At 49.0% G+C, this 14,337-nt stretch carries 12 protein-coding genes; 4 read left to right on the forward strand and 8 right to left on the reverse strand.

Annotation, left to right across the window (positions count from 1 at the left end; all coding sequences use genetic code 11):
* Window positions 1-12: 12 nt before the first annotated feature.
* Genes GKQ23_RS20795 through GKQ23_RS20820 form a run of 6 tightly spaced genes read right to left on the reverse strand, consistent with a single transcriptional unit; the run spans window position 13 to window position 7,042 of the window.
* The gene (locus GKQ23_RS20795) at window positions 13-1,245 is read right to left on the reverse strand and encodes an MFS transporter (protein ID WP_212409325.1); all 1,233 of its coding nucleotides are present in this window, start codon (window positions 1,243-1,245) and stop codon (window positions 13-15) included.
* A complete protein-coding gene (locus GKQ23_RS20800) occupies window positions 1,246-2,400 on the reverse strand; it encodes an acetyl-CoA carboxylase biotin carboxylase subunit family protein (protein ID WP_212409326.1) in 1,155 nt (384 codons plus the stop codon).
* Window positions 2,390-3,640 carry an aminotransferase class III-fold pyridoxal phosphate-dependent enzyme gene (locus tag GKQ23_RS20805; RefSeq protein WP_212409327.1) on the reverse strand — a complete coding sequence of 417 codons (1,251 nt, stop codon included), beginning with the start codon at window positions 3,638-3,640 and terminating at the stop codon, window positions 2,390-2,392. The genes GKQ23_RS20800 and GKQ23_RS20805 overlap by 11 nt, the downstream gene beginning before the upstream one ends.
* Complete coding sequence (locus GKQ23_RS20810; RefSeq protein ID WP_212409328.1) at window positions 3,637-5,052, reverse strand: iron-containing redox enzyme family protein; 1,416 nt, start codon at window positions 5,050-5,052, stop codon at window positions 3,637-3,639. Before GKQ23_RS20810 ends, GKQ23_RS20805 begins: the two co-directional genes overlap by 4 nt.
* A gap of 8 nt (window positions 5,053-5,060) precedes the next feature.
* Entirely contained in the window at window positions 5,061-6,047 is a 987-nt protein-coding gene (locus tag GKQ23_RS20815; RefSeq protein ID WP_212409329.1) for an iron-containing redox enzyme family protein, read from the reverse strand.
* Between the two features lie 17 nt (window positions 6,048-6,064).
* Window positions 6,065-7,042: an iron-containing redox enzyme family protein gene (locus tag GKQ23_RS20820; RefSeq protein ID WP_212409330.1), complete on the reverse strand. Its 978-nt coding sequence runs from the start codon at window positions 7,040-7,042 to the stop codon at window positions 6,065-6,067.
* 1,120 nt (window positions 7,043-8,162) lie between these two features.
* Here GKQ23_RS20820 and GKQ23_RS24005 point away from each other — a divergent pair.
* The 3 genes from GKQ23_RS24005 (at window position 8,163) to GKQ23_RS20830 (ending at window position 10,777) form a co-directional block, all read left to right on the forward strand.
* On the forward strand, window positions 8,163-8,858 hold the full coding sequence (locus tag GKQ23_RS24005; protein ID WP_249168442.1) for a hypothetical protein: 696 nt from the start codon (window positions 8,163-8,165) through the stop codon (window positions 8,856-8,858).
* A 319-nt stretch (window positions 8,859-9,177) separates the two neighbouring features.
* Window positions 9,178-9,798 carry an ABC transporter ATP-binding protein gene (locus GKQ23_RS24010; RefSeq protein ID WP_249168542.1) on the forward strand — a complete coding sequence of 207 codons (621 nt, stop codon included), beginning with the start codon at window positions 9,178-9,180 and terminating at the stop codon, window positions 9,796-9,798.
* Between the two features lie 262 nt (window positions 9,799-10,060).
* On the forward strand, window positions 10,061-10,777 hold the full coding sequence (locus tag GKQ23_RS20830) for a polyphenol oxidase family protein (protein WP_056235588.1): 717 nt from the start codon (window positions 10,061-10,063) through the stop codon (window positions 10,775-10,777).
* 105 nt (window positions 10,778-10,882) lie between these two features.
* Here the strand turns inward: GKQ23_RS20830 and rlmG are convergent, their stop codons facing one another.
* Window positions 10,883-12,010 (reverse strand): 23S rRNA (guanine(1835)-N(2))-methyltransferase RlmG, encoded by a 1,128-nt coding sequence (rlmG, locus tag GKQ23_RS20835; protein WP_056235586.1) that lies wholly within the window; start codon window positions 12,008-12,010, stop codon window positions 10,883-10,885.
* Between the two features lie 210 nt (window positions 12,011-12,220).
* The gene (locus tag GKQ23_RS20840; protein ID WP_056235583.1) at window positions 12,221-13,570 is read right to left on the reverse strand and encodes an MFS transporter; all 1,350 of its coding nucleotides are present in this window, start codon (window positions 13,568-13,570) and stop codon (window positions 12,221-12,223) included.
* 207 nt (window positions 13,571-13,777) lie between these two features.
* Between GKQ23_RS20840 and GKQ23_RS20845 the strand changes: the two genes are divergently transcribed.
* A complete protein-coding gene (locus tag GKQ23_RS20845; protein WP_212409331.1) occupies window positions 13,778-14,278 on the forward strand; it encodes a M48 family metallopeptidase in 501 nt (166 codons plus the stop codon).
* Window positions 14,279-14,337 lie beyond the last annotated feature (59 nt).

Genomic DNA, 14,337 nt, shown 5'->3' on the forward strand with positions numbered 1-14,337 from the left:
CATTTCTGATTATTAACTGATTTTCTTCTCAGACTGGTCTGTTAATCCCTTCTGCTGAGAAAAGAGCAACGCCATCACAAGAGATATAACGGCGATTATTCCACAAAGCGTCCATAATCCCTGTGGATTAGCAACATTAACTCCTAAAAAATGACCAGCAAAAGAATTTCCCACAACGCCACCAATCAGTCCAGCAATCCCGAGCACACCATAAGCTGTGCCTAACAGACTGTCAGGAACATGTTCACTTGTGATCGCATCGATTGTTGGATCGATAGTAACTTCCCCCAAAGTATAACAGGCAATAATAAAGACAAATATCCATAGTTCAGTTGCTATGCCCATCCCACTAAAGCAGAGGGTAAAAGCCAGAAAGCCAGCCCCAATTGTCCACCAATGTGATAGCCATTTGTTCAGCCAGACGTTCACAATAACCTGTAATAGTATGACAACCGCTGCATTGACAATAAAAAGCGCAGATACTGCCATCGCCCCCCATTGTTGCGAGGCAAAAATCGGGAAAGAACTCTCAAGCTGCATGTAGAGAAAACTGAAGGCAATATACAGTATGCAGGTAGCCAAGAAGACTGGTTTTTTACTGAGATAGATGAGAGTTTGCTTTGTGCCAACTGAACCAGAATGCCCTTCAGTGTTCAGCAGAGTAGTCTCCGATGGCTGAATTTTCAGTGTAAACAATAACGCTAACGCGATAAGTTGGCTGGCGGCTGCGGTTAGAAAAAAACTGGCACTGTCTGCGTCCATAAAAAACCCGCCAATACTGCTACCGATAGCAACACCAATGTTGTTAACCGTACTGCGAAATGAAAACAATAGCACTTTATTGCTTCCGACTGACACCTTAGCGACTAACGCCTTGGCCGCTGGAGTAAATAATCCTTTGCTGATACCAATGCTGAGACTCAAACAACATATGATCCAGTGAACAGGTTCAGCAACCAGGAAAATTAAATATGTCGTTATTTGAAGAGTCAGGCCACATTTCATAGTGAAATTAGCGCTAATTCTATCCGTCATCAAACCACCAACGAATGTTGCTCCATACTGCCCAACCAGAAAGAGAGAGAGCTGTAAGGTTGCAAATTCGGCTGAAAGGTGTTGATGGCGCACTAAATAAACCACTAGAAATGGAATAACAGAAAAATAACCAATGGATGTCAGCCATTGAACAAATAACACCTTGCAGGTGTTAGGAGAAAATTGACGAATTTCAAGAAATATGGACATTTATGATACCTTCGTAAGAGATAGCATTTGCAATATGCGCCATTCAAGTTCTTGAGGCGTATCTGCATCAACAATGAATCCCCCATGACGGTGGAAAGAATCCATCAATTGAGGGATTTGCATCCCTTTATAAAGTGTCCACTCGTGCCAACGTACCCATTCTGGTGGAGAGTCAAACGGATGTTGATATGATTCGACTTCTCCAGCAGAGAATTGGAAATAAGTAATCGCTGCGCAGCGGCCATAATCTGTGGGGAACGATACAGCCTGATTGGAAAATAATTGTATGCAAGCTTTTATCATATCAAACCCCGTTGCCAACTCGACCAACTGCCATATCCGATCACCACCCGGGCGGTTATGACATTCGATCAGATATAGAATATTGCCATCCCTCTTCACTTCAATATGACCTACGCCATCGCTCATACCAATATGGTCAAGCACAGTGAACACCCAGTCCCGTAGTTCAGGATCATTCGCTACATTGGCATGTATACAATGCCCGATCTCTACAACGCCGGACGTACCGCCTAGTTTTTTTTCCGTAACCGCAACTAGATGATGCTGGCCGTTAACCGTGAACGTCTCGCAACTATACTCCTGTCCTGGCGCAAAACTTTCCACCATCCATTCTTCACCTAGTTCTGGCAATAGCTTATCTAAATTATTCAGGATCGAGACCTGTTGACTACCGGTTGCGAACCGTGGTTTTAGAACCACCGGGAACTGATGTTCGAGAATGAAGGCTTCCACTTTCGCCGTAGTTTCTGCTTTGCTGAAGGGCACATTGTTGGCTAGGGTAGATGCCAAAGCCTGACGTGTGCGAAGCTTGTCACGGCAAATCAGTGAACAACGCAAAGGAGGACCCGGGATTAGTAGAATGGCAGCAATGACTGCCGCAGGTTCCATACCATATTCGGTGAACGAAATGACAAAATCAAAGGCACGGAAAGTATGTTCATCCCCAGCCGCCAGTAATACGGCGGGGAAATCATCCAAACGAGCCAATAATACTTTTCGGGCATGCTCATATTGAAATGCTGTAACCCGTGAAGATTCTGTCAGAATAGTGATATCTATATTACAGTCAAGTGCTTTTCTGAAGTAATCGTCAGTTGGCCCCAATAAAAGCATATGTTTTTTATCTAGCATTGGATACCTCTTCACAGACGTATTCAATAACTTCACACAGACGATCTTGCGACTCCGTAGTTTGGCTCAACGCACAAATAATTTTCAAAGTATCGGGCTGATGACTGCATATCGTTGTCAATATTTTATTGGCATACAGGTAACGCCAAACTTCATTTGCTAAATCAGCAGTGGTGAAACGTAGAAAATGCAGGTTTGTCAGCGACAGAACGTTTACTAAAGAAGATGGATGTGTTTTTGCAAGTTCGCTTAGTTGGGCAGCAAAATGTGCTTGGGGTAAATTTCCCTCACAATCTGAAAGCACAGGTTCCAGGAGAGCGAGAACTTCAAGCGCGACGCTTTGCCCCAGTGGATTACCAGAAAAGGTAGATGATAGCAGTTTTGAACAGCCTGGCCGGCACGTGAACGCATTAAATAGTACTTGTCGGACAACTAACTGAGCTGATGGAATCAAACCTCCAGTCAGTGTTTTAGATAACAGGATCATATCTGGTTCAACGCGCCAGCCTAAAGCTTGCATTGCGCTGTAGTCACCACAACGCCCTATACCAGTAAAAATTTCATCGGTAATAAATAACGACCCGTAACGCGTACAACCGGTGCGTAGACGTTCCGCTTCATCAGCATTTAGGATTCGCCCCCCTGCAATGGCCTGTACAGGCTCAACCAACAACGCCGCATAGCGTTCGCTGGCAAGTAATTGGTTCCCCTCATCAACATCATCAAAGAAGTCCACAAGGACGCTTTCCGTCAATACCTCATAGCCCTTGCGCCAGAATGTTCGATCGTTTAACTGCAAAGTAAATGCTGTAAGTCCATGAAATGCGCGACGACGAACCAATATTTTTCGACGACCTGTCGAGGATACGGCAATTTTCAATGCCGCCTCTACAGCCTCTGCACCAGTGGAAAGGGTCCAATTGTTCCAATTTCCTCTAAGTTGTAGACGCTCAATGAGAGTCTTTGCCAGGCTTGGAGCCAAAGTCGTGATCCCTAAGGGAGCCCCTGCCGGGAGTTGTGCATTTAATGCACGTTTCAATGCCTTGGTCAAAGGTTCAAAACTGTGGCCAAACAGTGTTGCTCCATAGTGGCCGATAAAGTCAAACCAGACATTATCCTCAGTGTCGTACAGACGATCACCTTGTGCTTTGACAAAAATAGGTACGGTTCCGAGCGCACTCAGGGTGTCCACCCATCCTTGGTTTACATAGTGTGAGTAGTCCTGCAACAAGGTGCTCATGAATGCAAAAAATCCTTCATGGCAAAGTTTAAGGCGGGCCGATTCATTGTAACATGCAGCTTTTCCAATTCCTCCCATGTGCGCCAAGTCATTTCCAGCAGCAATCCATAACAGTCGCGTGCTATTTGCTGTGTCTTAACACTTTGTTCTCCACATTCGGCAAGGAGAAGACGGGAGATATAGGGGTGGAAGAGCTTTTCGTTTAGTGTCTCATGTTTGCGAGAATTTTCGTTCACTTCCTCAGTAAAAACTCCTGAGTTCGCCACCGCCTCGTTGATGATGTTTGGCTGACCAGGTAGCCCTTCAGTTATCGTGGCCGCAGCAGCATAGGCAATAACGTGATTGCCAGCAAGCCATGTATAGGTATCACAAAGTAGTTGGGCACAAGGCGTCGGGATCGCACTATGTATTTCATCCTCATTTAAGCCCAAAGCAAGACAGGTTCGCAGTTCATAAGATTCATGTCCCATTTCTTCGCTATAGTAGCGGCGAAGAAGCCTCTTGAGAGGACGAGGTAAACGGAGTGCCATTGCATTTGATACCAAATCGATAAAGCGCTCTGTAATATAATATTCTTGCGCATACACAGCCTGGATAAGCGTCTGCTGAGCACCATGTTCATTAGTCTGCAAAGCAGAGGCGAACTTGGCAGGTCCGAAACCTTCCAGCGAATCTTTTGCCCACCTTTCCAACCGCAAAGCCAAGTTTGTTCCAGAGTCAGGTGCTTCGATCAGCAATTCTGGGAATGCTTTACGGGTTGAATCTTCATCAAGGCTCCTGGTTAATGACCACGTGATAACAGAAAGGCACTTACGAACCTCACCGGCCCAGAAAGCGGTAAGGTCAATTTTTGGTTCAATACTATCGCTACCAGTCAAACGTAAAAGTAAATGACGTGTTACATTAACTGCTGGAGGACACAACTGTTCCCACGACAGTAAAGAAATTTTCCCATACAGAAGAAACGAGTTATTTTCATGAGCTAGAATATCCGTGATATCTTCACTTTTGAGACTGTTGCTAAACGTCAGAAGCTCTGTCGCCGGTATGCGCAGGGCACTTTCCAAAGAACTAAGTGTGTCGAGTGCTTCGTCGAGAACTTTCTCGATAAGAATCTGTTTCTTGGCTAGTGTATGTTCTGGTGATGTTTCCCGTATAAATCCATATTCATGCAATACGTCTAGCACCTTCTTTTCGTCACTATCTTCAAGCACATGACTCATTGCTTCCCAGCTATTTTGGCATCCTTCACTCAATGACTTGAGTAATCCTAATAACTTATCTGGTTCATCACTTGTAATTTCTATCTCAGGGTAGTCTTCACCAATCTCAATTATCCCCTGAGCATTTTTTACCAGTATCGGGGCATGCAATACTGGCTTGATATAATGGCTTAGGCTCCACTGTTCCATGATATTCCTCACGCAAAAATTCGTAATTCCAGATCGGATTCGTAGGTACTGCAGATTTGGGCATCCCATATCTTCATGGTTTCCAATAACGTCATGATATGCACCAATGTAACGCGAGCCTCTTCCGCCGATATGGCTGAAATATGCCCGAGCAATTCATCAGTAATCAGATGATGCCCACCTTCTTCATTGACGGCTGAATGCACGGCTATTGGTTTCCAAAATCCTTCAGGAAGATCTAGTGCCTTGCAGGTTTTTACAAATATCAAATTGAATTCTGGATAAGGTTCTTCGAACAAAAATAGTGCGGAGATAAAGCTCAGAAGATGTTGGCGCCCAAATGTCCCAAGAGTGCAGTAAACAGAGAATGTACTAGAAAGTGGTGTGGTTTCCTTCACTTTCTCCTCTGAGATCCCTGCAGCAGAGAGCGCTTTGAGTAACAAGGTCTCATGATCGTGTTCTTCAAGAAAAAGTTGTTTTATTCCTTGCGAAATAGGGTCCGGACATTTATGAGACATTGCTGGCGCTATAATTGAAGGTGCAGCCTTGACAATGTGATAATATTCAATTGCAAAACCAATCAGTTGAGAGCGTGTAGCCAGTCCTTCACTCATTGCAGTGTAGAGCGCAGAAGTACCCAATTGTGCATGCCATGCGAGAGAGTAGCGTTTCAGTTTGTTAGCAAATTGCTTACCTGACAAAGTATCACTGATAATTGGGTAGTGACTTTCTGTCAGAAGATAGTGGTTATCAAACTGGACGATGAGATCCTCGATTTCGTTCGCTAATGCTGGGTAAGCAGATTTTAGCTCAACCAGTGTTTTCCCTCCCTTTTGTAGGTCTAAAAGAAAATTATCTAGCGTGTTATCATTCTGTTCCACAGTAAGCACCACACTTTGCTGACGGTAGTCAATATGATACTCTTCTTCATGGCGAGTATATGACACGCCATTACGAAAACGTGGGATAGTGAAACGTTGGTGAGAGGTCTGCATGACGAACTCCGTTTACATTAAATATTGGATAGGCGACGAAGCAAAGGTTTATTGTCATTTGAATAATAATTCCAAACAGCACTGTGGAAATCATCATATAACTCAACAAATAGACGGGTGTTAGCAATCATACTTTTCATCTGGTCGTTTCGGACTACAGGGATTTCGTGAAAGAGTTCACGGGTCAGTATCCCATGCTCAGCTTCAATATTTATATTAGCATGCGCCTTGATAGGATTAATAAAATCCGGGGAGATGCCCCCGCTATTTTCCATTGCAAGAATATAGCTATCGACCTTTATATCCTTCCCTTCAAGGATACCCATAGTACTGAAGAAAAACAGCGGATCATTTGCAGACCAATAGGCAAGTGCGTTACAAAGCGCTAAAGTTTCTGGCAATGGTAGCGTTTCTGCCATATCTCCTCTGGAAATATCGAGGTGATTTAATGCATTAAGAATAAGTTCGTCATGTCCATACTCTTCGCCATAAAACTCATTCATAATGAGTCTTGCTTTGGTTGAGGGTAAATAGCTAAGAACCGGTGAATCAAACCAACTTTCACGGAATAAAAAGTGATAGTTTTCAATGGCCATGCCGTAATAGACTTTTTTGGGTACTTCTCTCGGTGATTGCATCGCTTGCCAGAACTTATTTTGGTAAAGCGTTGAATACAATAGACTGGCTTGGAGATCTTCCAAAAGCAAGATAGCCTCATCACCAGAGATAAACTGTTCTCCAGAATCATTGACATATCCGTTTTGATTTTCTATCAAAGCACTGAGAAACTCTGTAACTTCTTCGTTACAAATTCCTGGATGTTTTTCCAGAATCTTTTTCAACGGAGTCGTCCCATCACATGCATCGATTACTGCGTTCCAAGTGCTCAGGTCTCCCGAAAGATTTTCGACAGTGAAGCATAGGTCTTTATCATTGAATACAAAACCTGAATCAGTTTGTTCCAAATGGCCTGAGATAGCGTAATTTTTTTCCATAAGTCTCTCTGCCTGCAATAAAAACAGTCAGCTGATCGGCTGACTGTTTTGGAGTGTTTACAGATGAGCAGCCATCAGAATTGGGCGATCACTTTTCGGTTTTATAACAACCTTGGCTTTCTGGTTGCTAGAGGTGTTCGGAGTACTGTTTACTTGTTTGTCCATGACTTGCTCCATTACATTCAATAAATTTAACAGTTACACATTCTACTCGGTGAGAATGTAAAAACAAAATAACGAAGGCATAACATTAATGCAACAATCAGATTTACTATCAGGGCGGGATTTAGCTCTTTTTGTTTAGCTATTATGAGTTAAAAACACGCATTCCCTGATTAAAAAATAGCCTTTTCATCGAGTTATACCGATTGATTTCTCATAAGCAATTCGCAGGAATAATCAAAAATCAGGTTGTGGTAAAAAAGAAAGCAAAATGGAATCCCGCCCTGCCCGTTTCCCCTACCGGGAAGATCTCCACCAGCAAGCAGTAGAGCATGGCAAAGAACATCGAGCACAGGTGGTGTACCCTTGCCACGCCCCATGTCACCGCATGTTCTGACCCACGTTGTTTAGAGTCTGATTCATCAGGCTGATCTACTTGCTATTTTGCACCCGGGCAGTGCTCAGACAAACTCGCCTTCGGGGAGTTTGAAGGCACTTCAAATGCGGCCGCAGGGTGAGCGAAACGAATCATCCTCACGTATTTGGTGTACGCTTCAGTTTTTCCGCGCTGCCCGTGTCCGAAGTAGAATTATTTTAATTTATGGATATTAATACCATTCCATTTCTCATAAATTCATACGAGGATATCGTTGATGCTCAGGGCATCGAAACCATCAAATTGAAGGAAAGGAAAGTTTCAATCACACTGAAAAAATAAAACAATGGTATTTTTAAAGTTATCTTGTGACTAAAATATTCGTAACCTTGCCCTGTCACGCTGAAAAAAAACAATAAAAAATGAAAAGTATTTAAATATTAAGGAGAGATCATGAAAATAAAAAAAGACTGCAAACCACTAAGATATTCATTAAGGCTATTATTGATCTCTCACCCTAATCTATAAATATTATTCATAGTAATGGTAATAATTCAAGTCTTAATGCCGACAGCAAGTGTAATGGCAAGTATTCATTTAGGTAACCTTGTTAGCAATGGTTCTCACAGTAAACTACTTATCGCCTGCCTAATATGGGAATTCACTTTTACCCCCCCTAAAATTATTGCGACTATAATAAGTACAACACAGAGCATCCTTAATCAAAAGTCAACACAATTGACACAGCATAAAATCATGTTAGCACTATCTCGCATTCAAGATTTAAAAATCATTGAGAGCAATGAAATACATGAAAAACTAGAAGTTTTATCTAAAGAAGCATCACACCGTCCATTAAACCTATTGGTTAACTTGGTTGATATAATAAGAGGTACTTCAACTCTTTTATCAATGTCATTAGTATTAGCTAGTGTAGCATGGTGCTTACCCCTTGCATTGTTATTTCCTGCAATTCCCGTCACTGTATCTGTGGCTCAATCTCAATTAGATATTTTTAAAGTTTTGCTTGGAAAAGGCATGACATCAAGACTGATTAGTTATTATTTTTCAACAGCAATTGACGTTAGGCACTCTAAAGAAATTAAATTATTCAACCTGTCAGATTTATTTATAAATAAACATCGCGAGTCTTATGATTTAATCAGCAAAGATCTTAATAATGTTAGAAAAGGTCAGACCATAAGACCACAAAAATGGAATTTGCTATACTTCATGTCTGCCATGGGTGTGATGCTTTGGTTTTCTGAATATATTTAAAAAGGTAATGTATCTACTGGTGGATTACTAGGCACCATACAATCAATCTGGCTCTTTGGTCTATCTTGCCAATGGATGGTATACTCATTTAGCAATCTTGGGATTTTTTTCTTTTTTCGAAAAGCTAATGGTTCTAAAAAAACACAACCAGCCACAAGATAACCATACCAAAAAAATACCAAAAATAAAAATAACTTTCGAAAATGTTAGCTTTTGCATATAACGATAATAAAAAAATCATTTGCAACCTTAGTCTAAGAATAATGCAAGGCGATCACATCGCTATTGTCGGAGAAAAGGTACTGGCAAAAACACTTTAATAAAATTACTCTGTAGATTATATGTACCCGATCAAGGAAGACTTACGATAGGTGGTATAGACATCAATGAAATTAACATACGGGAGTGGCATTCAACAATTAGTGTTATTTTTCAAAAGCTTGGCCATTACAAATTGACAATTGAGGAGGATTTTTTTATAGGGGATTTAAGCTCAGATGTTACATCTAAAAAAGTCTCCATCGCTTGTCAAAAGGCGAAATTTAATTTACCCGAAGGGGTGAGTATAGACAGCCAGATCGGCAAAGAGTTTGACGGAACCGATCTCTCCGGCGGTGAGTGGCAGCGCCTGGCGCTGGCGCGGGCCTTTTATGCCGACAGGCCGCTGGTGATCCTCGATGAACCCACCAGCGCGATGGACCCGCGCGTTGAATCCGAACTGTTCAGCCAGTTTGCCAGCATAATGGCCGGGAAAACGGCGGTGATGGTGACTCACCGGCTGGGCAGCGTAAGGAACGTTGATCGGGTGGTGGTGATGAAGGCGGGAAGGATCGTTGAGGAAGGGCCGCCTCAGGTGCTGGAAACGATGAACGGCGAATATGCTGAGCTGCTGGCGTTGCAGAAAAACCAGTACGCCGACAGGCCTGCATCGCGCGCCTGACAATAAGCAGGCCATTGCCACCGTCCGCACCCCATCCCGCCACATGAGCACACGGGCACACGGGCACACGGGCACACGGGCATCCAGCCAAACAGCCAAACAGCCAAACAGCCAAACAGCCAAACAGCCAAACAGCCAAACAGCCAAACAGCCAAACAGCCAAACAGCCAAACTAACGTAACCAAAAAGCCACGCGGTTAACACGTTAAACGATTATCCTTGCTGGCAGGATAACGTTTTGCCCATTTAACGAGGAGTCGCCATGTCATCCCGCCGTCACTCTGCCCTGCTCTCGCGCCTGGACTGGCTCGATCATGCTTTCCTTCCCGCCGGGGAACGCCCGCCGGAGGGGACGATCTACAACCAGCAGCGCCACAGCGCGCGGGTAGTGGAGAGCCGTGAGGCGCTGCCGGTCAAAAGCGTGGAGGCGGACGGCGTGATCGCAGGCTGCGATCGTCCGGTGGCGGTGTATACCGCCGACTGCCTGCCGATTCTGCTGGCGGATACCCGGCAGCGCCAGGTGGCGGCGGTACACGGCGGGCTGAAAGGGATACTGGGCGGCGTACTGAGCAACGCCATTGACGCGCTCTGTGCGCGGGGCGCCACGCCGCAGAGCCTGTTTATCGCCGTGGGTCCGGCGATTGGCCCGTGCTGCTATGAGCTGGGTGGCGATCTGATTGCGCGCGCAGAGCAGGACGACCCGCAGCAGCTGGCCGCGCTGATGAGCTACGGCACGCAGCAACCGGTTAACCCGGCTGCGGTGCGGCCACAGGCGCAGGGCACCACGGGTGGCGTATGGTTTGATTTGCCGCTGCTGGCGAAACGCATCGCGCTGCGCGCCGGGGTGCCGGAGCAGCAGATAGAGCTGACGGGCATCTGCACTTACTGCATGGCTGAAGAAGAGGCCAGTTACCGCCGCAACAGTCATACTCAGGGCGGCTACCAGCTGCGTTTCTCATGGATACAACACAGAGGGTAAAACGCCCCGTTATGGCACGGCTGGCCCGCAGAAAACCACAACCTGTACTCACGCTGCCAGTGGCGTCGTAACCAGGCAGAGGATCCAACCCCCTCCACCTGCCGGTTACGGCATCTTCACCGAGCGCAGAATCACGAACTTCTGGTTGGTTTCGACGGTGGTGCAATTGCCGAACAGCTTCTTCATTTTGTGGTAGTAGTCGAGGTGGCGGTTGCCGACGATGCGCAGCTCGCCGCCGTCCTGCAGGCAGCGGCGCGCGTCGCGGAACATCTGCCAGGCGATATGGTCGGTCACCGCGTTCTGCTGGTGGAACGGCGGGTTGCACAGCACCGCGTGCAGGCGATCGGACGGGTAGCCGGCCAGCACGTTGTTAACGCGAAACTCGCTGCGCGCCAGATCGTCCGGGCGGTTCAGCTCCACGTTGAGTCGGCTGGAGGCGACGGCCATATAGGACTCATCGATAAAATGCACCGTTGCCAGCGGGTTCTGCTGCAGCGCCGTCAGGCCAATCACGCCGTTGCCGCAGCCGAGATCGACGATCTCGCCCTCAATATCGTGCGGCAGGTGCTGCATAAAGAAGCGCGCGCCGATATCGAGACCGCTGCGGGCAAACACGTTGGCGTGGTTGTGGATCTGGTAGTCGGTGCCGTCCAGCGGCCAGACGTGGGTCTCTTTTCCGGCGGCCAGCCCGGGCGCGGTAAAGGTGGTGTAGATCAGCCGCGCCTTTTTCCACGCCAGCGAAGTAGTGGTGGTGCCCAGCACCTTTTCGAACAGCTGCAGGGTGGAGGTGTGGATATCTTTCGCCTTACCGCCGGCGATAATGCGGGTTTCCGGCGTCACCACTTCGCGCAGCGCGCGCAGCTGCTGCTCCAGCAGGGCGAGGGTTTTTGGCACTTTCAGCACCACCCGCGACGGCGCGGCCGGCAACGGTGCCAGGCTGTCCAGCAGCTGCACGTCGCACTCGTCGATGCCGTTCAGCGCCAGGTTCTGCCGCGTCGCCTGCTGGTTCAGCCAGGAGTCGCTGATGCTGTAAACGCCCTCACCCGCCAGCGCGCAGCCCAGCGCGCCGAAGGTGTCGTTAAAGATCAGCGTGGTGCCGGCGTGCGGCGTCTCTTCCAGCTGCTTCAGCAGATATTCGTCGGCGGCATCCCAGGCCTGCAACGGGCTCTCTTCGCGCATTTGGGGAAAACGATGCAGCGTTAGCGTGCGGTTGCTCAGTTCGAGTTGGCTCATGGGATCTCCTGCTGGATAAAAATTCCCGCGAGTTATCCCCTAAAACGGCGGCGCAGTAAACGTTTTTCTTAGCGGAACCGTTAAGTTGTGCAGTGTGGGCGCCTCATTGAACGCGCGCGTGCTGACGATTTAAGAGGGCCGGGATGCCGGGCGGGAGCCGGAGAAGTGAATGACGGAGCGCCATTAAGGTCGCTCCGTCGTAGCAGGCAATCAGCGATCCAGCGTCATATCACGCTTTGAGGTTTCCGGCGCGCGCCACACCGCATACGCCGCTACCAGCGCACCGGCCACCATATAGCCGGCCACCAGCGTCCAGTCGTTATGATCCAGCGCGGTCAGCCCCTTCGCCACAAACGGCGTAAAGCCGCCGGCGACGATCGCCCCCAGCTGCGCGCCGATCGACGCCCCGCTGTAGCGCACCTTCGGCCCGAACAGCTCGGTGAAGAAGGCCGGCTGCACCGCGTTAATCGCGTTGTGAGCGATGTTAATCAGCAGGATGTAGCCGAGCACCATCAGCGCAAAGGAGCCGCTCTCCAGCAGCCAGAAGAACGGGAACGCCATCGCGGCGGCCATCAGCGCGCCAAACAGATACACCGGGCGGCGGCCGACCTTATCGGACAACGCGCCAAACAGCGCGTGCATCGGAAACGCCAGCAGGCAGGTGGCCATAATCACGTTCAGCATGGTCTGCTTCTCCACCCCCAGCTGGCTGGTGGCGTAGGAGACGGCAAACACCGTGGCGACGAAAAACGGCACGCTTTCGGCAAAGCGCAGGGTCATAATCAGCAGGATGGTGCGCCAGCGTTCGCGTACTACGGTCACCACCGGGCTTTCGCGTTTCTCCGGCTGCGACCGCGACTGCTGCTGCTTTTGCGCCTGCACCGCGCGGAATACCGGGGTTTCGTCAACGCGGCGGCGCATATACAGGCCGACGCCGACCAGCGCCACGCTGAGCATAAACGGCAGCCGCCAGCCCCAGCTTAGCAGCTGGTCTTCCGGCAGCTGCGAGACCAGCGCAAACGCGCCGGTAGCCAGCAGCTGGCCGGAAAAGCCGCCGGTCTGCGGAATGGCACCGAGCACGCCGCGCCGGTTGGCCGGGGCGCTCTCCACCACCATCAGCATCGCACCGCCCCACTCGCCGCCGACCAAGAAGCCCTGCACAAAGCGCAGCAGCACCAGCAGGATCGGTGCCCAGATGCCGATGCTGTCATACGAAGGCAGAAGGCCTATCAGGAACGTGGCCGCGCCCATGCCGCCAAGGGTGATCAGCAGGGTGCGCTTGCGCCCCAGCGTGTCGCCCATATGGCCGAAGAAGATGCCGCCCAGCGGCCGCGCCACGAAGCCGACGCCGAAGGTGGCGAACGACGCCAGCATCGCCGCCAGCGGGCTGACGTTGGGGAAAAACACCTTGCTGAACACCAGCGCGCTCGCCAGGCCGTACAGCAGGAAATCATAGAATTCGATGGTATTCCCAATCCAGCTTGAGACCACCACCCGGCGAATACCGGCTTTGTCCGGCACCGCCTGCGGGGCTGCCGGCACTTCCAGTGAAACTGACATCACGACCTTCCTCATTAAATTCTGCGGGCGCATGATGCATTTAAATGGGCCGGGAGAGAAACACTTTAGGGTTGAACGGCGGTTTTCTGTGCGCCGGTACGCATTCCCGCCCGCCAGTTAGCCGTTGCCAATGTGCCGGTACGCCCGCACAATAGCGGCGTACAGCGCGCCCGCCGCGCACGTTTCCGGCAAAAGATTCAGAGAACTATGACCCCGCTACGCTATCTCAACGGTTATCCCCCGGCGATCGTCGCCCAGGCACAGACGCTGTTCGACCAGGGCAAAATGGGACTGTGGATGGAGAAACGCTATCCGCACGGCCACGGCGTGCAAACCGATAAGGCGCTGTATCAGTACGTCAGCGAGTTTAAGCAGCGCTATCTGAAAAACGCCCCGGCGCTGTCGAAGGTGCTGTTTGATAACAGGCAGAATCCGGTAAAGGGCACGCTGGGCACCAATACCTTTGTTTCCCGCGTGCAGGGCGGTAAGTTGAAGAGCAACAATGAAATCCGCATCGCCACGCTGTTCCGCAACGGGCCGGAGGATTTTCTGCGTATGATCGTGGTGCACGAGCTGGCGCACCTGAAGGAGAAGGATCACAACAAGGCGTTTTACCAGCTGTGCTGCCATATGGAGCCGGACTACCACCAGCTGGAGTTTGATATGCGCCTGTGGCTGAACTGGCGGGAGCGGGCTGAGAAAGAGTAACGAAACGGGCGCTGTGCCCGGCAGGCGCGACCACAGCACAGCCGCCCGCCGCCCGCCGC

Source organism: Erwinia sp. E602, from assembly GCF_018141005.1.
GTDB lineage: Bacteria > Pseudomonadota > Gammaproteobacteria > Enterobacterales > Enterobacteriaceae > Erwinia.

Bases quoted from the DNA above. Each gene is read 5' to 3' on its own strand.
- GKQ23_RS20795 (WP_212409325.1), bottom strand. From the start codon at position 1,245: ATGTCCATATTTCTTGAAATTCGTCAATTTTCTCCTAACACCTGCAAG.
- GKQ23_RS20800 (WP_212409326.1), bottom strand. From the start codon at position 2,400: ATGCTAGATAAAAAACATATGCTTTTATTGGGGCCAACTGACGATTAC.
- GKQ23_RS20805 (WP_212409327.1), bottom strand. From the start codon at position 3,640: ATGAGCACCTTGTTGCAGGACTACTCACACTATGTAAACCAAGGATGG.
- GKQ23_RS20810 (WP_212409328.1), bottom strand. From the start codon at position 5,052: ATGGAACAGTGGAGCCTAAGCCATTATATCAAGCCAGTATTGCATGCC.
- GKQ23_RS20815 (WP_212409329.1), bottom strand. From the start codon at position 6,047: ATGCAGACCTCTCACCAACGTTTCACTATCCCACGTTTTCGTAATGGC.
- GKQ23_RS20820 (WP_212409330.1), bottom strand. From the start codon at position 7,042: ATGGAAAAAAATTACGCTATCTCAGGCCATTTGGAACAAACTGATTCA.
- GKQ23_RS24005 (WP_249168442.1), top strand. From the start codon at position 8,163: ATGGCAAGTATTCATTTAGGTAACCTTGTTAGCAATGGTTCTCACAGT.
- GKQ23_RS20830 (WP_056235588.1), top strand. From the start codon at position 10,061: ATGTCATCCCGCCGTCACTCTGCCCTGCTCTCGCGCCTGGACTGGCTC.
- rlmG (WP_056235586.1), bottom strand. From the start codon at position 12,010: ATGAGCCAACTCGAACTGAGCAACCGCACGCTAACGCTGCATCGTTTT.
- GKQ23_RS20840 (WP_056235583.1), bottom strand. From the start codon at position 13,570: ATGTCAGTTTCACTGGAAGTGCCGGCAGCCCCGCAGGCGGTGCCGGAC.
- GKQ23_RS20845 (WP_212409331.1), top strand. From the start codon at position 13,778: ATGACCCCGCTACGCTATCTCAACGGTTATCCCCCGGCGATCGTCGCC.